Source organism: Pilosibacter sp. YYHA0881, from assembly GCF_051602715.1.
In the GTDB taxonomy this organism is placed as follows: Bacteria; Bacillota; Clostridia; order Lachnospirales; family Lachnospiraceae; genus Alitiscatomonas; species Alitiscatomonas aceti.
In genome coordinates this window covers 1,114,288-1,134,175 of sequence record NZ_CP175657.1, presented here as the reverse complement: position 1 = coordinate 1,134,175, position 19,888 = coordinate 1,114,288, and the positions used below count along the sequence as shown (strand labels likewise).

Genomic DNA, 19,888 nt, shown 5'->3' with positions numbered 1-19,888 from the left:
AAGGACAGAGGCCAGGACATCAAGTTTGTCCCCGGCCTCTGTATTTGATTTACGGGAGGAAAATATGATGCTGGAAAACCTTGTGATGCTGGCCTTCGTGGCCGTTCTGATGTTCTGCGTGGCCTTTGGGGTCCCAACGGCCGCCGCCCTCATAGCGGGATATGTGATCTTTATCCTTTATGGGATGAAAAAGGGATATTCGGTCCCTTCACTTCTTAAAATGTCCTGGTCCGGTCTTGGTACTGTGATCCGGATCCTGTTTATCTTTCTTCTGATCGGAATCCTGACGGCCCTGTGGAGAGGCGCCGGGACCATTCCGGAGATCATCGCCGTTTCGGCGGGACTGATCCATCCTTCGGGCTTTTTACTGCTGAGCTTCTTATTAAACTGTGCTGTTTCGGTGCTGACGGGCACATTCTTTGGCACGGCGGCCACCATGGGCGTGGTCTGTATGACCATGGGATCGGCCATGGGCGTGAATCCTCTGTTTACAGGCGGGGCGGTGGTATCGGGGATCTTTTTCGGGGACCGGTGCTCCCCGGTGTCCACCAGCGCTCTTCTGGTCAGTGAGCTGACCGGGACCGATCTGTACGGAAATATCCGCAGGATGCTCCGGTCCTGCCTGGTTCCTTTCGTTCTGACCTGTGCAGCCTATCTGGCCCTGGGGGCCTTTTCCAGAGGAGGAAGCGGAGCCATGGATGTGAAGACCATGTTCTCTGGACATTTTACCCTGCACTGGATCCTTCTGGTTCCGGCCCTTCTGATCCTGGTGATGGCGGCCTTCCGCGCAAAGGTGAAATATACCCTGCTGGCCAGTGCGGCAGCGGCGGCGGTGTGCTGTCTGGTATTCCAGAAAATGACTGTTCATGAGCTCATAAGGCTCATGATCTTCGGATACAGGTCAGAGGACCCGCAGTTAGCGGCCATGATGAACGGAGGCGGCTTCCTTTCCATGGTCCAGGTGTCGGTGATCGTGGGGATCTCCTCGGCCTATGCGGGGATCTTTGAGGGTACCGGCCTTCTTCTGGGGATCAAAAGGTACGTGGAGGCCGTCAGCAGGAGGATCACGCCCTTCGGCGGGATCCTGGCAGTCTCTGTGGTCACCTCCATGATCTCCTTTAACCAGACCCTGGCGATCATTCTGACCGACCAGCTCACAAAGGATGCGGAGCCGGACAAGGAAAAACGGGCCCTGGCCCTGGAGGACACGGTGGTCCTCATGGCGGCCCTGGTGCCCTGGTCCATTGCAGGAAACGTGCCCATTTCCACCATAGGCGCACCCATGGCCAGTCTGTGTCTGGCATTTTATCTGATCATTGTGCCATTGTGGAATTTTGCCCGGGCTTTGACGCAAAATCGTAAGAATTTTGAAAGAAACTGAAAGGAAAACGCATAAGAATAGAAAAGTTCTCGTGTTATACTGAAGCTGACACTGAAAGAGAGAAAGAGAGAACAGCGCGGTGGGAGGACATACAGACATGAGACACGACGACAGAATGAATGAAACGGAAGGAAAAACACTGGCCCAGGGACAGGGAATGAATGTACCCGGGGAGACGGAGACCAGAGAGGAAGCGGAAATGTCCAGGGAAAAAGGACAGGACGCGGAGGAGAAGGAGGCGGCCCCGGAAGCACCGCAGGAGGACGCGGCCTTTGACCGGCAGCTGGAGGAGATGATGAACGGAACAGGAGGAAAGAAGGCCGGGAAGAAAAAGCGCGGAAAAAAGAAGTTTCTCCTGGCGGCGGCGGTCCTGGCAGTCCTGGGCATCGGAGCCGTAAAGGTCCTGGGCGGCAGCGAGCCCAGTCTTCCCACAGCAGCTACGGTGACGCCGGTGAGAAAGGAGATCCAGAACCGGCTCTCGGTCAGCGGTCCGGTTTCCGGCACTGACAGCGTGGACGTGGTATCCAATCTCCATGCAGAGGTGCTGGAGATCCCTGTAAAGGAAGGCGATAAGGTCACAAAGGGACAGGTCCTGGCAGTCCTGGACGATACAGACCTGAAAAAGGAAGTGGCCATGGCAAAAAACGATTACGATCTGGCAGTGAGCACCTGCGCGGAGCAGGACCGGGACGCCAGGAACGGCTATGCCAAGGCGGTCCAGGATCTGAAAACGGCCCAGGACAATTATAACCGGACCAAGGTCCTCTATGACAGCGGGGACGTGCCCCTGGTGGATCTGGAAACGGCGGAAAACGGCTTAAACGATGCAAAGCGCCAGGCTGCCTCCTATGAGGTGAAGAATGGCCAGGCAGTGGCTGGGGATTCCTACCGGCTCCAGGTGGAAAAGGCCCGGTTTGAGTATGAGAAGAAGCAGGAGCAGCTGGCGGATACCCAGATCACCAGCCCCATCGACGGCACGGTGGTACGGGTCAACACCAAGGTGGGCCGGTTCGCCGATTCAGTGGAGGACTCGGAGCCTTTATTCATCATAGAAAATCTGGATGTTCTGGAAATGGAGATCAAGGTCAGCGAGTATTCCATCGGAAAGGTGGCTGTGGGCCAGGAGGCAGAGATCTCCGCAGATATCCTGGACGGAGAAACGGTCCGCGGCCAGGTGGTGTCCATTTCCCCCACCGGTGAGGAAAAGGGCGGCGGCTCCACCGAGCGGGTCATCCCCACAAAGGTGCGGATCATGGATGAGAACACAAAGCTCATTGCCGGGATCACAGCCAAGGCCCAGATCGTCCTGGAGGAAAAGGAGGATGCCCTGACGGTGCCGGTGGCCGCCGTGACGGAACGGAACGGAGTTTCCATGGTGCTGGCAGTGAAGGACGGCATGATCCATGAGGTCCCTGTGCAGACCGGCATTGAGGGAGATGTGGAGCTGGAGATCCTTCCCGGCGAGGGCGAGGAGCTGGACGAGACGACCCAGATCGTGGCCGCTCCCTCTGAGGGCTTGACGGAGGGCATGGCCGTGACCGCCATGGCGCAGTAAGGGGGGAATGGATGTGTTTGGAATCAGAGACAAAAAGCTTTCTCCCTATATGACAGAAAACGTCCATGAGGAGCTGATCCGCCTGGAAAACCTGGTGAAGATCTACGATACCGGAGCCATTAAGGTCCTGGGGCTGAAAAAGATCAGCCTGACCATCCGGCGGGGGGAGTTTGTGGCCATCATGGGCCATTCCGGCTCGGGAAAATCCACCCTCATGAATATCCTGGGCTGTCTGGACCGCCCCACCATGGGCCATTATTATCTGGACGGCATCGATACGGCGGAGCTGGATCCCAACGAGCTCTCGGCAGTGCGGAATTTAAAGATCGGATTCGTGTTCCAGTCCTTTAACCTGATCTCCAGGACCTCGGCCTTAAAGAATGTGGAGCTTCCCATGACCTATGCCCGGATCCCCAAGAGGAAACGGGCGGAGCGGGCCATGGAGCTTCTGGAATGTGTGGGCCTGGGAGCCAGGGCAGACCACATGCCCAATGAAATGTCCGGAGGCCAGAGGCAGAGGGTGGCCATCGCCAGGGCTCTGGCCAACGAGCCGCCGCTGATCTTAGCCGACGAGCCCACGGGAAACCTGGATACGGCGGCTTCCATTGAGATCATGGAGATTTTTTCAGAGCTCCATAAGGCCGGAGCCACGGTGGTGGTGGTGACCCATGAGGAAAATATCGCCGCCTTCACGGACCGGATCATCCGGTTTTCCGACGGCCAGATCATCAGCGATGAGAAAAACTTAAATCCCACGCCTGGCAGCGGAGTGATCCACACCCGGGGACTTTACGGGAGAAAGGGGGAGGCCGTATGCTGATCGAAAATATGGCCATGGCCTTCCACGCCATAAAGGCCAATAAGATGCGTTCCTTCCTCACCATGCTGGGCATCATCATCGGCATTGGCTCTGTGATCTCCATTGTGTCCATCGGCGATACCATGCGGGGACTGTTCCAGGATCTTTATAAGGACGTGGGGATCACCCAGGCCTATGTCCAGATCGGCTACTGGATCGATGATGTGCGTATGACCGATTATTTCACCCTGGATGATCTGGATAAGATCAAAGAGGTATTCGGGGACGAGATCGCCTATATCGACAGCAGCGCGTACCTGAGTACGGACGTACAGGCTGGCCGGACCAAAATGAAGTTTGAATTTACCGGCATCGACTATAATTACCAGGATGTACAGCCAGTGGATGTGATCTACGGCCGCTATCTCAACGAGGGAGATGTGCTGGGCCGGAGGAAAAACCTGGTGATGGAGGCAAAAAGCGCCGAGAAGCTGTTCGGAACGGAAAATGCCGTGGGGAAAAGCCTGCGGATGACCGTTTACGGGGAGACGGACGAGTATACGGTGGTGGGCGTTTACAAAAAAGAGATGAACGCCTTCCAGGCGCTGATGATGGGGACTGGGAGCGATACGGGGGCGGCCTTTATCCCCTATACGATCCTCACCTGGCCCAATGATAACTTTTACTCCTGCCGTCTGTTCGCGGCGGACGATGTGGATATGACGGATTTTATGAACCGGCTCATGGCGTATATTGCCAAACAGAAGGACAGGAAGCCCGAGGACTTTTACAGCCAGACGGCGGTGGATGAGATGGGCAGTGTGGACAGTATGATGGGAGCCCTGTCGGCGGCTGTGGGCGGGATCGCAGCCATTTCTCTCCTGGTGGGAGGCATCGGCATTATGAACATCATGCTGGTCTCCGTTACAGAGCGGACCCGGGAGATCGGGATCCGGAAGGCTCTGGGAGCCAGGACCCGGGACGTGCTGATCCAGTTCCTGACAGAATCGGCGATCCTCTCGGCCTGCGGCGGCATCATCGGCGTGGTGCTGGCGGTGAGCGTGGTATCCCTGGGCGGCATGGCCCTGGGACTTCCAGTGGTCATAAAGCCTGGGATCATTTTCCTGGCTGTGGGATTCTCCGCGGTGGTGGGAATTTTCTTCGGGATCTATCCGGCCTCCCGGGCGGCCAAGGCAGATCCCATTGACGCTCTGCGGTACGAATAAAAATAAAAGAAGCTGTTTTGCTGGGACCGGCCGGAAGGCCGGTCCTTTTGCAGACAGGGGATGCGTACCCGCCTTATGGGGCGCACCTTAGCTTCACAGTGCACTAGTCAACGAAAAGTAGATTGTGGCGTATTACTGCGCAGAAGAACGAGAAATGTGATATTCCTTTTCTGCGTCATGAACGGTTATTTCACCTTCTACAATTCTTCTCCCAATGAGTATGCGTTCTTCTTTGGTAAGCATATGTGATACCTCCTGTATAATATAAGAATCTATAGAATAAAAGACTATTTCTATTGTCTACTATTTTTTGGAGGTGTCTACTTTTATCTTACCACTTCACGCAGGCCCTGTTGTTGGGCATAGAATAGACTTTTTTTCTGCTATGCCCAAAATTCCTGCAGTTTTTGGGCATATACAGGGAAAAAAGAGAGATATGTCCAATCCCGCAGGAAGATCCGATGAAAATCCAGGATTTCTGTACGATTTTTGGGCATCATGGAAAAAAGGGGGGATTTTTGCCCAAAATTTTTGACGATACGAGAGGGGGGAATATGAAACTAGGAGAGCATATGGTTGGCAGGCCGGAGAATGGGAGAGCCGGAGAATGGGAGAGTCGGGGAATGGGGAGAGGAAAATTAGAGAGGGCAGAAAGATGTGGAGGGGCAGATCTGCGGCATAATTCCCTTTCGCCGCATGGCGATCCCCACAGAGCGTTTTTTATGTCATAGGGCGCACTTCTCGATGACATAAAAAACGCCCGGGACAAAGCCCGGGCGGATGAAACAAGATCTGTTTTTTACTGGATCCACGCACCGCTTCCGTCTACGGTGTAGCCGTCGGGAGTGGTGGTATTGGATAACATGGTGCCGCAAAAGCCGTCGCTCTTCTCATTGAAGTAATACCAGCGTCCGTCGATCTGCTGCCATCCGGTGACCATGGCGCCCTCTGTTCCGGCTCCGGCAGGAGTCAGATAGTACCAGTTGTTTAAGTTGTCCTTAAACCATCCGGTGGCCATATCGCCGTTGCTGCCGAAGTAGTACCAGTTGTTGGTGATATAGAGCCAGCAGCTCTGGGCCAGGATCCCGTTCTTAAAGGTAAAGCGCCAGATATTTCCATCCTTGGACCACTTTCCGCCCTCTGGGGACTGGTTCATCAGATCCACGCGGACGCTTCTGCTGGAGCCGCCGCCGGAGCTGCCGGAGCTGCCGGAGGAACCGGAGCCGCTGTTTTCCCTGCGGAGCTTTACGGTGAACCTTCCAGGATCATTGGTGTAGACCACGATGCAGCCGGTCTCCTCGTCATACCAGAGGGTATCGCTTTCGTTCGCCACATCCTCGAAGCCGTCGGGCATGGAGATGTAGAATTTCAGCGGAGTCCGCAGGGAAGTGACCTTTGTTTCAGTTCCCTCTGCGGATCGGGAGCTTCCCTCTGTGGTCTTATAAAGTTCCAGGTCGAAGGAATACGTCCGGCTGGCGTTGCTGGGCGTGGAGATATTGGAAAGCTCTGCCCGGAGGCCCGTGATGGAGCCATGGTCCGGGGCGAAGGCCAGGGGATAGTAGTCCATTCCCTCCAGCGGCTCTGCACACTGGACATCCATGGCTGCACCCACGCCCAGGGAGTCAAACAGGAAGGAGAGCTTTTTCACAGTGGGCTCTGCGGACTTTCCGGCCATGGCCTTCTGGACGTCGTTCTTATCCAGGGCCTCTGCCAGCTTCCAGAGGGCGCCTTCTGCGGCGTCCCGCTCCTCCTGGGGAAGACCGGACAGGTCATTGGGAAGGGAGTCGGCCAGGGCCTGAAACTCCTTTGCGTTGGACGGGGTGGCGATGGAATCTGGAAGCTCCGGATCAGTACCTGGCTTATCCTCTTCGGTTCTTTCCTCAGCCAGCACAAAGGTACTGAAGTGGGTCACTGTGAAGGAAGCCGTGCGGGCCTCCCGGTCGATCTCCAGCGGCCAGATATCTTCATACGTTCCGTCATTGGAATAGTGGAGCACATGGAAGAATTCTGGATTGACATTTTCCGGGATCGGAACGGTGATGCGTACCGGAACCTTAAGCTCCGGAACGGCTCCGCTGAGGCTGAAATCCACCTGGATGGTGTTTTTATACCTCATGGCATCCACAACTGCGTCCTTATGAGGCTTTCCGATATTGAAGGAAACGGTGGAACCGGCTGCCGCAGCGTTTAAGGCAGCGCCGATCACCTTTACCTGGCTGTGGTCGATGCCCACCTCATTGGAGGTGATATTCTGTTCCAGGGTCACATTCTGATCCTTTATGTACTGCTGTTCCAGGGCCTCGACCTTGGCCAGAACGTCTGGATCCGACTGCATGGCCACCTGGACGTCCTTGATATTTTCTTTTAAAGCATCCGGTGCCTGTTCCATGGAAATTTCGCCGGAAGTGATCTTATCAAGAGTACCCGATACCTTGTCGGAAGCGTCGCCTGGCTTGTAGGGATCATCTGCGTAAACGGTTTCACTATGGAAGATCTTGGACGGCGTATTGCTGACGGCGCGGACGGAGAAGGAGTATTCCTTTGCGCCTTCCTTTGTCATGTTGTCAGCCAGATCCTGGCTGGTGTTCTGTACATTGGAGTATCCACTCCAGGATTGACCATCAGCTAGAAGATATACTTCATAGCCTTTGAAATAGGATGCATATTCCGCCGGAATTTCCGGAGCATCCCAACAGGCTGTGGTGCCATCCCAACGAAGATTGACTGGACTCCCTAATGATACGGAAGACTTTTCAAATGTCCAGGGAGCGGAAAGCTCGGACCAGTCGCTGTTTAGGGTATCGTTACCATCTCCAAGCGCCATAACTCTAAAGGTATAAGTTCCAGAGTCCTTCAATTTGTTGACAAATCCGCTGGATTTCAGCCATTCACGGGTATCTGTGGAGGAAAATGTGTGGCGGGAATTGTATGTGCGCTCCCCGTCCCGGAACGCCTCCACCTGGTATTTATTGCTGGCATTCTCCACCCGCTTCCACTCGGGAAGAGCCTCTCGTTTGGAACTCCACCGTACGACCGGTGTGTCCAGTTTCACTGCCGCCAGCGATGAAAACGCCATACTCATCGCCAGCACTGCCGCCAGTGGGGCGGTAAATCGCTTTTTCATACGTTTGTACCTCCTTATAAATATTCCTGGGGGGGGTATCCTCCCATGGAAAAATTATATAGTTTTTCATGGGGAAACTCAATAAAACAGGGATAGAAATGGGGGATCCTGTATGGTATAATGTCTGCAAAGCAGACATTATACCATCGCGCATCTGGTTTTCGCGTTTACCGCGAAAATCCAGGCGCTCAATTCTCCCGGAGGGGTACCATGTCCGGAGGACATGGTATAATCAGGATACAGACCATATCCACGAGAGGAGGAATACAATGAAGGTGATCGGTGCTTTATTCCGTCTTTCAAAATTTTTCTGGGCTCCGCTACTATGGGCGGCGGTGATCAGTGTCTTCCTGTTCTGTGCGGGACGGCAGAGGCTGATCTTCTGGGCGCTGTATCTGGGGCTTATTCTGACGGCAGTTCTTGGGATCGTGTATTTAGTAGGGGAGTTTACCCGGAATCAGGATCAATGATGGAAAATGATAAAAAGGCCGCCCGGGCATGATGCCTGGCCGGCCGAAGTATTTTATGGAGGCTGTTTACAGATCCAGCTTCAGATCTCCCTCACGGATCCATCCGGCCTTCCTGGAGAGCTCTCCGAAGATCCAGGTGAGGACGGCGGGAAGGATGAAACAGATCATGAGGATCCCGGCCCACATCCTGGGGCCTTCGCCGGACATGGCGGTATAGATGCCGATGGGGCCCACAAGACCGCAGGTCCCCATGCCCGCGCCTGCCGGGATGTTTTCCAGCTGAAAGACCATGGTGGCCAGGGGGCCGGTGACCATGGACGCCAGGGTGGGAGCGATCCAGATCCTGGGGTTTTTCACGATGTTTCCCATCTGGAGCATGGAGGTCCCCAGGCCCTGGGCCAAAAGACCGCCCCAGCCGTTTTCCTTAAAGCTCATGACGGCAAAGCCCACCATCTGGGCGCAGCAGCCGGCTGTGGCCGCTCCTCCGGCCAGGCCGTCCAGGGACAGCATGATACAGATGGCCGCGCTGCTGATGGGAAGGGTCAGGGCAATGCCGATGAGAGCCGATACCAGGATCCCCATGAAAAAGGGCTGCATTTCCGTGGCAGTCTTGACCATTTCTCCGAACAGGGTCATGAACCGGGATACGCCGGGGCCCACGAACTGGGCCATAAAGACGCCGGAAATGATGGTAACGCCGGGAGTGACCAGGATGTCCACACGGGTCTCTTTGGACACCAGCTTTCCCAGCTCCGCAGCCACAATGGTGGCCACCAGAGCGCCCACGGGTCCTCCCAGCTCATTGCCTGCGATCCCCACGGTGGCGGCGGAAAAAAGAACCAGCTGCGGCGCTTTTAAGGCATAGGCAATGGATACGCCCAGGGCGGCTCCGGTGGCCCCTTTGGCGTAGGAGGCGATGGTATTGAAAACCTCCACGCCCGTTTTTTCCCCGATGGTGGAAAAGATGGTCCCGATCAGGAGGGAGGCGAAAAGGCCGAAGGCCATGGCCCCCAGGGCGTCGATGAAGTACGTCTGTACGGTGAAATTGATCTGCTTTCTCTTTAGGAATTCCTTCCAGGATCCCCGGTGCTTTGGTGCTGTTTCCATGATTCAGTGACTCCTTTTATCGTTTTCGCGGCCGTTCAGCCATGGGAAGATCCGGACAGGAAGACACATAGCGGAACGATTGCGGATCTCCAGAGATACGTTAAGAAATTAACGATCCCATTGGTCAACGTATTCTGCCATAGAAACCAGAAAAAAGCAAGGAAATCGCAGAAGATTGATATGAATTTAACGAAATATTCCGGACAGAGGGATCCTCCGGGAGCCAGGGACTGAGGCAAGATTTTCTTGCCTGGCTTTCCTTCTTATGATATACTAAGGCCCTGTAAGGAGATGAGAACATGAAAAAACGTATGGATTACGGCGCTATGATCTTTGATCTGGACGGAACCCTGGTGAATTCCATCCATGCGCTGACCTATTGTACCAACAAGTCCCTGGAGCGGTTCGGGCTGGGGCCTCTGTCTGAGGAGCAGATGATGACCATTGTGGGAGACGGCTATAAAATGCAGATGAGGCGGTCGCTGGCGGCCTGTAAGGATACGGATCCGGCCCATTATGAAGCCATCCTCCCGGTTTATATGGAGATCTTCGGGGAAAACTGTAACTACCAGATGCATGCCTACGAGGGCATCGGGGAGCTCCTGGCCTTTGCCAGGGAAAAGGGGATGAAGCTGGCCGTGGTCTCCAACAAGCCCCACGCCCAGGCCGTGAAGACCGTGGAGTATGTGTTCGGAACGGACGCTTTTGACACGGTGGTCGGAGAGCGGGAAGGGATCCCGAAGAAGCCGGATCCAAGAGGTGCTCTGGAGGCGGCAAAGGAGATGGGCGTTGCTCCGGAAAACTGTCTGTATTTCGGAGATACCAACACGGATATGGAAACAGGAAGAAATGCCGGGATGGACACGGTGGGAGTCCTGTGGGGATTCCGGGGCCGGGAGGAGCTGGCGGCCTTTGCCCCGGCGTATCTGATCGAAAGCCCCTGGGACATGATCCGGATCCTTTCCGGGAAAGCTGAGGAGAATCATTGAGGAAATCTGTAAAAACGAGGAAAATAAGAGGGGGAACATGGCTGGCGCTGGCAGTGATGTTCCTTTTCTGTCTCCTTTCCGGCTGCGGGAGAGCAGAGAGCGGAGAGGAGCCGGGAGACGGGGAAGGCGGGAGGAAATTAAAGGTAGCCGCCACTCTGTTCCCCTATTATGATTTTGTGCGCCAGGTGGCCGGAGACCAGGTGGAGCTGTCCCTGGTGATCCCGGCGGGCATGGACAGCCATTCCTTTGAGCCTACGCCAAGGGATATCCGCACCATGCAGGAGGCGGATGTGATCATCGCCAACGGCGGGGCCATGGAGCACTGGGTGGACCAGGTGGTGGATTCCTTTGACCGGGAGGACCAGACGGTGGTCATCATGATGGACCATGTGGATGCGGTGGAGGAAGAAATCGTGGAAGGGATGGAGCATTCCGACGAGGGCCATGGCCACGTTCATGTCCATGAGGACGGTGAGGAAGATGGTCATCTGGAGGAGGATGAGAGTCAGTATGAGATCGAGTACGACGAGCATATCTGGACCTCCCCGGTCAATGCCATGAGGATGGTGGACGTGATCGCTGAGACTCTTACGGAAAGGGATCCGGACCATGGGGCCATGTACCAGGCAGGAGCTGCCGCGTATCTGGAGGAGCTGGAAAGACTGGACAAAGAATTCCGGGAGGTAAGGGATAGCGCGGTCCACGACATGATCGTCATGGGCGATAAGTTCCCGCTGCGGTATTTTGCCGACACCTACGGACTCCGTTACCGGGCGGCCTTTTCCGGCTGTTCCTCGGATACGGAGCCCAGCGCCAGGACCATTGCCTATCTGATCGACAAGGTAAAAGAGGAGGGGCTTCCTGTGATTTACTATCTGGAGCTTTCCAGCCACCGGGTGGCGGAGATCATCGGAGAAGAGACAGGGGCCGTACCTCTTTTGTTCCATTCCTGCCATAACGTGACCCGGCGGCAGTTTGAGGAAGGGGTCACATACCTGGAGCTGATGGAACAGAATGTGAAGAATCTGCGGGAGGGACTGTGCAAATGAGCCAGCCGTTATTAAAATGTGAGCATGTGGATTTTGGATATGAAAATTATGATGTGGTAAAGGATGTGTCCCTGGAGATCTGCCAGGGGGATTACCTCTGCATCGTGGGAGAAAACGGATCGGGAAAGAGCACGCTGATGAAGGGGCTTCTGGGGCTTTTAAAGCCCACTGGCGGAAGCCTTATGGTATCCGACGATCTGAAGCGGTCCGGCATCGGATATCTTCCCCAGCAGACGCCGGCCCAGAAGGATTTTCCGGCCACAGTCCAGGAGGTGGTGATCTCCGGCTGTCTCGGAAAGCGGGGGAACCGTCCGTTTTACTCAAAAAAAGAAAGGGAAACGGCGGCAGTGAACATGGAGCGTCTGGGGATCACAGATCTGAGAAAGAGCTGCTACCGGGATCTTTCCGGCGGCCAGAAGCAGAGGACGCTGATCGCCAGGGCCCTCTGTGCCACAGACCGCCTTCTGATCCTGGACGAGCCCATCACCGGGCTGGATCCCTCCACCACCCAGGACTTTTACCGGGTGATCCGCCATTTGAACCGGGAGGAGCAGGTGGCCGTCTTAATGGTGTCCCACGATATCCAGAACATCGTGGTCCAGGCCAATAAGATCCTCCACTTAAAGCAGAGTGTGTTATTTTACGGCTCTGTGGAAGACTATAAACAGACGGAATGCGGGAGAGAATTCCTGGGAGGTGGAAAATGATGGAGCTTTTAAGAGAAATGCTTTCGTATCCGTTCATCGTCCGGGCGCTGACCGGCGGCCTTCTGATCTCTCTGTGCGCCTCCCTTCTGGGGGTGAGCCTGGTGCTGAAGCGGTATTCTATGATCGGGGACGGCTTATCCCATGTATCCTTTGGAGCCCTGTCTGTGGCCGTGGCTTTTGGGTGGGCTCCCCTGGCGGTATCCATCCCCGTGGTGGCCGCCGCCGCGGTGCTGCTCCTTCGGATCACCGGCAATGGGAAGATCAAGAGCGATGCGGCCATTGCCATGATCTCCGCCGGCTCTCTGGCTGTGGGGATCATCGTCACATCCCTGACCACGGGAATGACCACAGACGTCAGCAGCTATATGTTCGGCAGCATCCTGGCCATGAGCCGGGAGGACGTGGTATTGAGCGCCGTCCTGTCCCTGATCGTCCTGGGAATGTTTATTCTCTGCTACAATAAGGTGTTCGCCGTGACCTTTGATGAGAGCTTTGCCAGGGCCACCGGAGTCCGGGTCTCCGGCTACAATACGATCCTGGCGGTGCTGACGGCGGTCACCATTGTCCTGGGCATGCGGATGATGGGAGCCATGCTGATCTCCAGCCTGATCATCTTTCCGGCCCTCACCTCCATGCGGGTATTTAAAAGCTTTTCCGGCGTGATCCTTTCGGCGGGGACCGTATCCGTGGTCTGCTTTTTCATCGGCCTGGTGCTTTCCTATGTGTACTCCATCCCGGCGGGAGCCAGCGTGGTGGTGGTCAACATGGGAGCCTTTGGGATTTTTTCCGTGATCCAGGCTGTCCGGAGGCGGTAGGACGGGAAATTTTAAGGGCGGCGGTTGACTTTGGGAAAAAATGTGTTAAAGTTAGTAACAGACAACCGTTATTTCATGGATTGAATAGAAAGAAGGAATTAAAAATGACAAAGATCGATATTATTTCCGGCTTCCTGGGGGCTGGAAAGACCACATTTATAAAAAAGCTTCTGGAGGAGGCCATTGCCGGGGAAAAGGTGGTGCTGATCGAAAATGAGTTTGGAGAGATCGGCATTGACGGCGGCTTTTTACAGGATTCTGGCATTGAGATCCGGGAAATGAACTCCGGCTGTATCTGCTGCTCTTTAGTGGGCGATTTCGGCCGCTCCCTGTCCGAGGTGCTGACCAAGTATGAGCCGGACCGGGTGATCATCGAGCCGTCCGGCGTTGGAAAGCTGTCTGACGTGATGAAGGCTGTCTGCGATGTGGCCGGAGAGATCGACGTGGTCTTAAACGGCTCTGTGACGGTGGTAGATGCCCAGAAGTGCAAAATGTATATGAAAAACTTCGGAGAGTTCTTCAATAACCAGATCGAAAGCGCCGGGACTATCGTTTTAAGCCGTACCGACGTGGCAGACGCCGATAAGGTGGCAAAGGCAGTGGAGCTGATCCGGGAGAAGAATCCTAAGGCAGCCGTTGTTACGACTCCCATCGGCCGTCTCACCGGAGCCCAGCTTCTGGAGATCATTGAAAAGCCCACCGACGACATGGCGGCTGAGCTTCTGGAGGAGGTAAGGCAGGGACACCATCATCATGAGGACGAAGAGTGCTGCTGCGGCCACGACCATGAGCACCATCACCACCACCACGATCATGAGGATGAGGAGTGCTGCTGCGGCCACGACCATGAGCATCACCATCATCACGATCATGAGGAGGGAGAGTGCTGCTGCGGCCATGACCATGAGCACCATCACCACCACGATCATGAGGACGGGGAGTGCTGCTGCGGCCACGATCATGACCATGAGCACCATCACCACCACGGCCATGACGCCGACGAGGTTTTCACAAGCTGGGGACTGGAAACAAGCCGCAGCGTGAGCCTGGAACGGTTAAATGAGATCCTCCATGACCTGGCCCACACAGAGAAGTACGGCACGGTGCTTCGTGCCAAGGGCATGCTGCCGGATGAAAACGGCGTATGGCACTATTTTGATATGGTTCCCGAGGAGACGGAGGTGCGGGAAGGCGCGCCCATCTATACAGGAAAGGTGTGCGTCATCGGCTCCGGCTTAAAAGAGGACGATCTGAAGGAACTGTTCCATTAATTTTAATCACTGGGAGAAATCATGAGCGGAAATAATCAAGAAAAAATGCCGGTGTTTCTGATCAACGGCTTTCTGGAGGCTGGAAAGACCCAGTTTATCTCCTTTACACTGCAGCAGGAGTATTTCCAGGCTGACGGAGTTACGGTCCTGATCCTCTGCGAGGAGGGGGACACAGAATATGATCAGGAGCTGTTAAAGAAAACGCGGACAAAGGTGATCACCGTGGACAGCGCAGACGAGCTGGATGAGGACTTTTTCGGCCGTCTGGAAGCACTCTACGATCCGGACCGGGTGCTCATCGAATGGAACGGGATCTGGCCCCAGGATCAGCTGAAACTTCCGGCAGACTGGGAGCTGTTCCAGCAGATCACCATCATCGACGGCTCCACCTTTGAGCTTTATTTAAATAACATGAAGCCGCTGCTGGGACTTATGGTGAGGAATTCCGAGCTGATCATCATGAACCGCTGCGACGATCTGACCGATGACAGCCTGACCCGCTACCGCAGGGGGTTAAAGGCCTTAAATCCACAGGCCGACCTGATCCTGGAGGATGCGGAAGGGGAGATCGAGCAGGAGCTTCTGGAGGAGGATCTGCCCTATGATATGAAGGCAGATGTGATCCAGATCGACCCGGGGGCCTACGGCATCTGGTATATCGACGCCCTGGACAAGGAGGACCGGTACAAGGGGAAGGTAGTGGAATTTACGGCTATGGTCTTAAAGTCTCCGGAATTCCCGAAGAATTACTTTGTTCCGGGCCGTATGGCCATGACCTGCTGCGAGGCGGATATGACCTTCCTGGGCTTTGTATGCAAGGCAAGAGAGGCCAGGACCCTGGAGACCGGAATGTGGGTAAAGGTCCGGGCCAGGATCGAATATGAGTTCTGGCAGGACTACGACGGAACCGGTCCGGTGCTTTACGCGGAAAGCGTGGAGCCGGCAGAGGAGATCAAGGAGATCGTCCAGTTTTAGGGCAATAAAGTAAAAATAAGCTGCTGCGAAAGGAAAGCATCCATTTCCTTTTTGCAGCAGCTTATTTTTATGCTCTGGGAAAGAATTATGCCGCCGGCAGGAAGCCCGCAGGCAATATTTCCTACCCTACATGGGCGGCACCGGCACCGGGCGCTCCCGGTCAAAAACGGTGGTAACGTCGAACAGGTCGCTTAAATGATCCTTGGAAGGATTTGTTTCCGGAAGGTCGTAGTACATGCGGTAGCCGTCCAGGTTCCGCCGCCCCTGGCGCAAATAATCAGACCCCAGCTGTACCCAGGCGGGGCTGGAATCCACATTGCAGAAATAGCGGAAGCCCTTGTCGTACAGATAGGCAAATTTTTCGTTTTCCCGGGTATAGGCCCGCCAGTCGCCCACGTCTGCGCCGAAGGGGTAGAGGATGATATCGGTGGGGCCGATGAGAGATTCCACCCGCTCCTCCCATTTATCGGTGTCTGTTTTTACAGAAGCCAGATCCCGGGAGCCCAGGTTGATATGGCCCCAGCTGTGGGAGGCCAGCTCCCAGCCGCCGTCCCGGAGGCACTGGGCCACCTGTCGGACAGATTCCAGGTCCTCCTCATAATTAGGGTTGGAGTCCTTATATTCCGGATCGGTGCGATAGCCTAAAACACCCTGGTAGCCGGTGAAGGCCAGGACTGCCCTGGCTCCTTTATAGGAAAAGTCCGGGTGCTCTGCAATGAAATCCTCCAGCAGAGGTACCAGGTCGAAGGAGCCGGTGACCACGGTCCCGTCGTCCAGTTCCATTTCACAGGTGGGCTTTCCATCGTCCCCGATGACGATCCGGGTGGCAAAGCCGTCGCCCTTCATATAGTCATAATAGCAGACATCGTCCTGGGACATGACGAAGGGCTTCTTTCCCGGCGGCAGCATGATATCGCCGGCCACAAATTTTGGGTTTCCGTTTTCATCTGTGGTCTCATAGGCGATATCCCGCATCCGTACCAGCACATAGCCCCGTTCATACATCTGATCCAGGATCTTTAAAAATTCGCTTTTGGTGGTCATCACCTGGTTATAGCCCTTTTCATCTGAATCGCCGTCAAAGGCTTTTTTATTATCCATGATCAGGGAGTGGAAGAACACATGGGTGATGGAGGCCGTATCAGCCCGGACCAGTGTTGTTTTTATCTCTTCATAGGACGCGATGGCATCCAGGACCGCCTGCTCACCGGAAAATTCTGCACTGTCCTTTAACAGGGCGATGGCTCCGTCATAGTCGTAGGAGGCGGCCAGGCCCGAGGCTCTGGAAAGGAGTTCGTCCAGGCCGGAGGGTTCTGTTTCCGCAGGACTGGTCCCTGTTTCTCCGTCCTCACCGTTTCCCGGGTCTGCGCCGGGCTCTGCGGGGCTGGATGCAGACGGGTCGTCGGGAGCAGGATGGGAGCCGGCTCCGGGGAAGCCTTTTGTCTTAAAAAGCCAGATTCCTGCTCCGGCGGCAGCCAGGATCCCAAGGATCATGAAAAAGATGAGGATACGGACCATGCGCTGGCGTTTTCTCTGCTTCTGGCGTCTGGATATGTATGCACGGCGGCGGGTATAGTCGTCTTCAAACTGCATTGGATCACCTCGAATCGTATTTTTAAGCCCTTTTCTGCCGGGCGGGCTTTTTATCCCTTCGTGGGTCTGCTTCACAGTCATTATACCATGTCCTCCGGACATGGCCCCCCTCCGGGGAATTTAAGCGCCTGGATTTCTGCGGTGAACGCAGAAACCAGATGCGCGATGTTATAATGTCTGCTTCACAGACATTATAACATAATTTCCCGGAAGGTGTTATGGGAATCCGTGAAAAAAAGCAACAATCCAGCCTTGTAAAGATCCGGATAGGACTGCTGCGAAAAATACATAAAGATCCATGTCCCGGCCATATTTTGTAAGGAGATCATGACGGTTTGAGAGGACATGGTGGAAACGTGAAAAAAACAGGAAAACGGGCGGCCGCCCTTCTCCTATCCTGGGTGATGGCCCTGGGCGGCGGCTCTATGCCGGTGATGGCAGAAATGGTCCCGGGACGGGAAACGGTCCGGGAAGAAACGGAGGCAGGGCAGGCAGAGAGCCCGGAAAGCGGCCAGACAGGGCCCCAGGGCCAGGAGACGGTACAGCCGGGAGCTGCCCCGGAGGAGAGCACCGGAGGGCCGCAGATCGCTGCGCCGTCAGCCCTTCTTATGGAGGCGTCCACGGGAACGGTGATCTTTGAAAAAAATGCCGACGAGCCCAGAAATCCAGCCAGCGTCACCAAGATCATGACACTGATCCTTATATTCGATGCCCTCCAGTCAGGAAAGATCCGTCTGGACGACCAGGTGGTGACCAGCGCCTACGCCAAATCCATGGGAGGCTCCCAGGTATTCCTGGAGGAGGGGGAGATGCAGACCGTGGAAACACTGATCAAGTGCATCGTCATCGCCTCCGGCAACGATGCCTCCGTGGCCATGGCGGAGTACATAGGCGGAGACGAGGGGACCTTTGTGCGGATGATGAACGAGCGGGCCGCAGGCCTTGGCATGGAGCACACGAGGTTTGTGGACTGCTGCGGCCTTACAGATTCTCCGGATCATGTGACCACGGCCCGGGATATTGCCTTAATGTCCCGGGAACTGATCACAAAATATCCACAGATCATCAATTATTCTACCATATGGATGGAAAACATCACCCATGTGACGAAGCAGGGAACAAAGGAGTTCGGCCTGTCCAACACCAACCGGCTTTTGAAGATGCCTGTGAATTTCCAGGTGACGGGCCTTAAGACCGGTTCCACCAGCATTGCCAAATACTGTCTGTCGGCCACAGCGAAAAAAGACGGGGTGGAGCTGATCGCCGCCATCATGGCTGCGCCGGATTATAAGGTGCGGTTCCAGGATGCGGTGGCTCTTTTGAATTATGGATATGGAAACTGCCGTCTGTACCGGGATGAGGCGCCGCCGGAGCTGCCAAAGATCCAGGTGCTTGGAGGCGTCCGGGACTTTGTAAAGGCCGGGTACAGGGAAGGCTTTTCCTTCCTGGGACTCCACGGGGAGGATTTTTCCGCCATAGAGAAGGAGCTGCAGCTGGAAGGCCCGGTGGAAGCGCCGGTGGGAGAGGGAGATGTTTTCGGTTATCTGGTCTATACGCTGGATGGCGAGGAGCTGGGCCGGGTGGCCGTGACAGCAGAGGAGTCTGTGGAAAGGGCCGGATTTCCAGACTGTCTGAAAAAGGTGTGGGGGCTGTTTTTTACCCCCACACCAGCTTGCTGATATTCCGGTCCTTTAAGAATCCAGGGATCTGGTACAGGACGAGGACATCGGTGATCTCCTGCTCCTGGATCAGGTCCCCGAGCCTTCCATTATAATACCGGAGATCGATCATAAGGGTCTCCGGGAAATGGAGAGCTGCAAAGGGGGCGAAGCAGTGGGCGTAGGAGTCCTTGATAATAAGAAGCTTCCCGCCGCTGTCCGCCTGGGGATTTACGATCCTTGTGAGACCATGGTTCCCGTCCAGGAACACCCGGTATTTATCCCGGGTCTTTAAAGCCTCCATAGAGTAAAGACTGTGGACAGGCTCCTGGCTTCCATCATAAAATACGCTCCATTCCGGCTCCTGGATGGGCCTGTAAAGCTCGATGGAGTCAGGCTTTACAGGAACGTTGAGCCTGGAGTGGATGGTGCCCAGAAAGTCCTCCGAAACGGTTTCCACAGAAAAACCGGAAGGCTCCAGGGACGTGAGGCCGGAAGCAGAAGCCCAGGCCTGGTAGGCCGTATAGGCCCCGGAGGCAGTCCAGTGATGGTCTGTCCTGTAATAAAGGGGGCGGTCCGGTCCGTCGGCTTCTTCCTGTAAAAGGGCGTCCCTTACGGGCACAAGCATGGAAGACAGCCCGGCTTTTTCCAGGAAATCCGTGGCCGCCGCCTGGGAAAAGGGGGAGGCAGAGGCCGGGAGCTTTTCTGTGAGGATCTCAGAGGCCGTGGGGGCCAGAAGCACCTTCACATGACCGTCTCCCAGAAGCGCCTCCTGGCGGAGGGCAAAGGCCGCCAGGGCGTCCAGGTTTTTCTTTGAGAGCTCCGGATCCATGTCCTCGGCATAAAAGGCCTCGATGAGATAGCCGTCCTTTCCAAGAAAGACGCCGTTGATCTCCTTTTTTAACTGGATTTTTTCGGCAGCCGTCTTAAAGCCGATCCAGGAATCCCGGAAAGGGAACTGGTCGCTTAAATAAATTTCATAATCAGAACCGAATTTTCCGCTCTTTACGGCCTCCCAGGTAAGGGCCGGCCGTTTTGCCAGGTAGCGGTTTTCCGTTTCAGAAAACGTCCGTCGGGGCATGAAAACGGAAAGGGCCGCGCCCAGTCCCAGAAAGGCGCAGAAAAGCCCGGTCATCACAGCCGGATAGGAAATATTTTTTTTCATGGCT

16 protein-coding genes are annotated in these 19,888 nt (G+C 55.3%); 12 read left to right on the top strand and 4 right to left on the bottom strand.

The window, feature by feature from the left end; genetic code table 11:
- Positions 1-64 precede the first annotated feature (64 nt).
- The 4 genes from ACI6NM_RS05385 (at position 65) to ACI6NM_RS05370 (ending at position 4,961) form a co-directional block, all read left to right on the top strand.
- Positions 65-1,381 (top strand): Na+/H+ antiporter NhaC family protein, encoded by a 1,317-nt coding sequence (locus ACI6NM_RS05385; RefSeq protein ID WP_438501073.1) that lies wholly within the window; start codon positions 65-67, stop codon positions 1,379-1,381.
- 97 nt (positions 1,382-1,478) lie between these two features.
- The gene (locus tag ACI6NM_RS05380; protein ID WP_262427948.1) at positions 1,479-2,936 is read left to right on the top strand and encodes an efflux RND transporter periplasmic adaptor subunit; all 1,458 of its coding nucleotides are present in this window, start codon (positions 1,479-1,481) and stop codon (positions 2,934-2,936) included.
- Between the two features lie 49 nt (positions 2,937-2,985).
- Positions 2,986-3,756 carry an ABC transporter ATP-binding protein gene (locus tag ACI6NM_RS05375; RefSeq protein WP_262427985.1) on the top strand — a complete coding sequence of 257 codons (771 nt, stop codon included), beginning with the start codon at positions 2,986-2,988 and terminating at the stop codon, positions 3,754-3,756.
- Positions 3,750-4,961: an ABC transporter permease gene (locus tag ACI6NM_RS05370; protein ID WP_022273331.1), complete on the top strand. Its 1,212-nt coding sequence runs from the start codon at positions 3,750-3,752 to the stop codon at positions 4,959-4,961. The genes ACI6NM_RS05375 and ACI6NM_RS05370 overlap by 7 nt, the downstream gene beginning before the upstream one ends.
- 799 nt (positions 4,962-5,760) lie before the next feature.
- On the opposite strand, the gene ACI6NM_RS05365 is transcribed toward ACI6NM_RS05370, so the two are convergent.
- The gene (locus ACI6NM_RS05365) at positions 5,761-8,085 is read right to left on the bottom strand and encodes an N-acetylmuramoyl-L-alanine amidase family protein (RefSeq protein ID WP_262427949.1); all 2,325 of its coding nucleotides are present in this window, start codon (positions 8,083-8,085) and stop codon (positions 5,761-5,763) included.
- 269 nt (positions 8,086-8,354) lie between these two features.
- Between ACI6NM_RS05365 and ACI6NM_RS05360 the strand changes: the two genes are divergently transcribed.
- Positions 8,355-8,555, top strand: coding sequence for a hypothetical protein (locus tag ACI6NM_RS05360; RefSeq protein ID WP_158356969.1), 201 nt, complete (start codon positions 8,355-8,357; stop codon positions 8,553-8,555).
- Positions 8,556-8,621: 66 nt separating this feature from the next.
- On the opposite strand, the gene ACI6NM_RS05355 is transcribed toward ACI6NM_RS05360, so the two are convergent.
- Positions 8,622-9,662 (bottom strand): PTS sugar transporter subunit IIC, encoded by a 1,041-nt coding sequence (locus tag ACI6NM_RS05355; protein ID WP_262427950.1) that lies wholly within the window; start codon positions 9,660-9,662, stop codon positions 8,622-8,624.
- 299 nt (positions 9,663-9,961) lie between these two features.
- Here ACI6NM_RS05355 and ACI6NM_RS05350 point away from each other — a divergent pair, with 299 nt between their 5' ends.
- The 6 genes from ACI6NM_RS05350 to ACI6NM_RS05325 all read left to right on the top strand — a co-directional run bounded on the left by ACI6NM_RS05350 (position 9,962) and on the right by ACI6NM_RS05325 (position 15,468).
- The gene (locus ACI6NM_RS05350; RefSeq protein WP_022273335.1) at positions 9,962-10,651 is read left to right on the top strand and encodes an HAD family hydrolase; all 690 of its coding nucleotides are present in this window, start codon (positions 9,962-9,964) and stop codon (positions 10,649-10,651) included.
- 56 nt (positions 10,652-10,707) lie between these two features.
- Complete coding sequence (locus ACI6NM_RS05345) at positions 10,708-11,700, top strand: metal ABC transporter solute-binding protein, Zn/Mn family (RefSeq protein WP_262427986.1); 993 nt, start codon at positions 10,708-10,710, stop codon at positions 11,698-11,700.
- The gene (locus ACI6NM_RS05340) at positions 11,697-12,407 is read left to right on the top strand and encodes a metal ABC transporter ATP-binding protein (protein ID WP_262427951.1); all 711 of its coding nucleotides are present in this window, start codon (positions 11,697-11,699) and stop codon (positions 12,405-12,407) included. Before ACI6NM_RS05345 ends, ACI6NM_RS05340 begins: the two co-directional genes overlap by 4 nt.
- On the top strand, positions 12,407-13,222 hold the full coding sequence (locus ACI6NM_RS05335) for a metal ABC transporter permease (protein WP_158357007.1): 816 nt from the start codon (positions 12,407-12,409) through the stop codon (positions 13,220-13,222). The genes ACI6NM_RS05340 and ACI6NM_RS05335 overlap by 1 nt, the downstream gene beginning before the upstream one ends.
- Positions 13,223-13,326: 104 nt before the next feature.
- Entirely contained in the window at positions 13,327-14,493 is a 1,167-nt protein-coding gene (locus ACI6NM_RS05330; protein ID WP_262427952.1) for a CobW family GTP-binding protein, read from the top strand.
- 21 nt (positions 14,494-14,514) lie between these two features.
- Entirely contained in the window at positions 14,515-15,468 is a 954-nt protein-coding gene (locus ACI6NM_RS05325) for a TIGR03943 family putative permease subunit (protein ID WP_215654275.1), read from the top strand.
- A gap of 126 nt (positions 15,469-15,594) precedes the next feature.
- Here the strand turns inward: ACI6NM_RS05325 and ACI6NM_RS05320 are convergent, their stop codons facing one another.
- Positions 15,595-17,061 carry a polysaccharide deacetylase family protein gene (locus ACI6NM_RS05320; protein WP_262427987.1) on the bottom strand — a complete coding sequence of 489 codons (1,467 nt, stop codon included), beginning with the start codon at positions 17,059-17,061 and terminating at the stop codon, positions 15,595-15,597.
- A gap of 425 nt (positions 17,062-17,486) precedes the next feature.
- Here ACI6NM_RS05320 and ACI6NM_RS05315 point away from each other — a divergent pair, with 425 nt between their 5' ends.
- Positions 17,487-18,740, top strand: a complete 1,254-nt coding sequence (locus ACI6NM_RS05315; protein ID WP_420361292.1) for a D-alanyl-D-alanine carboxypeptidase family protein — start codon at positions 17,487-17,489, stop codon at positions 18,738-18,740.
- Here the strand turns inward: ACI6NM_RS05315 and ACI6NM_RS05310 are convergent.
- Entirely contained in the window at positions 18,718-19,884 is a 1,167-nt protein-coding gene (locus ACI6NM_RS05310) for a DHHW family protein (protein WP_262427954.1), read from the bottom strand. The genes ACI6NM_RS05315 and ACI6NM_RS05310 overlap by 23 nt on opposite strands.
- Positions 19,885-19,888: the final 4 nt, after the last annotated feature.

Excerpts from the sequence above, each read along its gene's own strand:
- ACI6NM_RS05385 (WP_438501073.1), top strand. The coding sequence starts at position 65 with ATGATGCTGGAAAACCTTGTGATGCTGGCCTTCGTGGCCGTTCTGATG.
- ACI6NM_RS05380 (WP_262427948.1), top strand. The coding sequence starts at position 1,479 with ATGAGACACGACGACAGAATGAATGAAACGGAAGGAAAAACACTGGCC.
- ACI6NM_RS05375 (WP_262427985.1), top strand. The coding sequence starts at position 2,986 with ATGACAGAAAACGTCCATGAGGAGCTGATCCGCCTGGAAAACCTGGTG.
- ACI6NM_RS05370 (WP_022273331.1), top strand. The coding sequence starts at position 3,750 with ATGCTGATCGAAAATATGGCCATGGCCTTCCACGCCATAAAGGCCAAT.
- ACI6NM_RS05365 (WP_262427949.1), bottom strand. The coding sequence starts at position 8,085 with ATGAAAAAGCGATTTACCGCCCCACTGGCGGCAGTGCTGGCGATGAGT.
- ACI6NM_RS05360 (WP_158356969.1), top strand. The coding sequence starts at position 8,355 with ATGAAGGTGATCGGTGCTTTATTCCGTCTTTCAAAATTTTTCTGGGCT.
- ACI6NM_RS05355 (WP_262427950.1), bottom strand. The coding sequence starts at position 9,662 with ATGGAAACAGCACCAAAGCACCGGGGATCCTGGAAGGAATTCCTAAAG.
- ACI6NM_RS05350 (WP_022273335.1), top strand. The coding sequence starts at position 9,962 with ATGAAAAAACGTATGGATTACGGCGCTATGATCTTTGATCTGGACGGA.
- ACI6NM_RS05345 (WP_262427986.1), top strand. The coding sequence starts at position 10,708 with ATGTTCCTTTTCTGTCTCCTTTCCGGCTGCGGGAGAGCAGAGAGCGGA.
- ACI6NM_RS05340 (WP_262427951.1), top strand. The coding sequence starts at position 11,697 with ATGAGCCAGCCGTTATTAAAATGTGAGCATGTGGATTTTGGATATGAA.
- ACI6NM_RS05335 (WP_158357007.1), top strand. The coding sequence starts at position 12,407 with ATGGAGCTTTTAAGAGAAATGCTTTCGTATCCGTTCATCGTCCGGGCG.
- ACI6NM_RS05330 (WP_262427952.1), top strand. The coding sequence starts at position 13,327 with ATGACAAAGATCGATATTATTTCCGGCTTCCTGGGGGCTGGAAAGACC.
- ACI6NM_RS05325 (WP_215654275.1), top strand. The coding sequence starts at position 14,515 with ATGAGCGGAAATAATCAAGAAAAAATGCCGGTGTTTCTGATCAACGGC.
- ACI6NM_RS05320 (WP_262427987.1), bottom strand. The coding sequence starts at position 17,061 with ATGCAGTTTGAAGACGACTATACCCGCCGCCGTGCATACATATCCAGA.
- ACI6NM_RS05315 (WP_420361292.1), top strand. The coding sequence starts at position 17,487 with ATGCCGGTGATGGCAGAAATGGTCCCGGGACGGGAAACGGTCCGGGAA.
- ACI6NM_RS05310 (WP_262427954.1), bottom strand. The coding sequence starts at position 19,884 with ATGAAAAAAAATATTTCCTATCCGGCTGTGATGACCGGGCTTTTCTGC.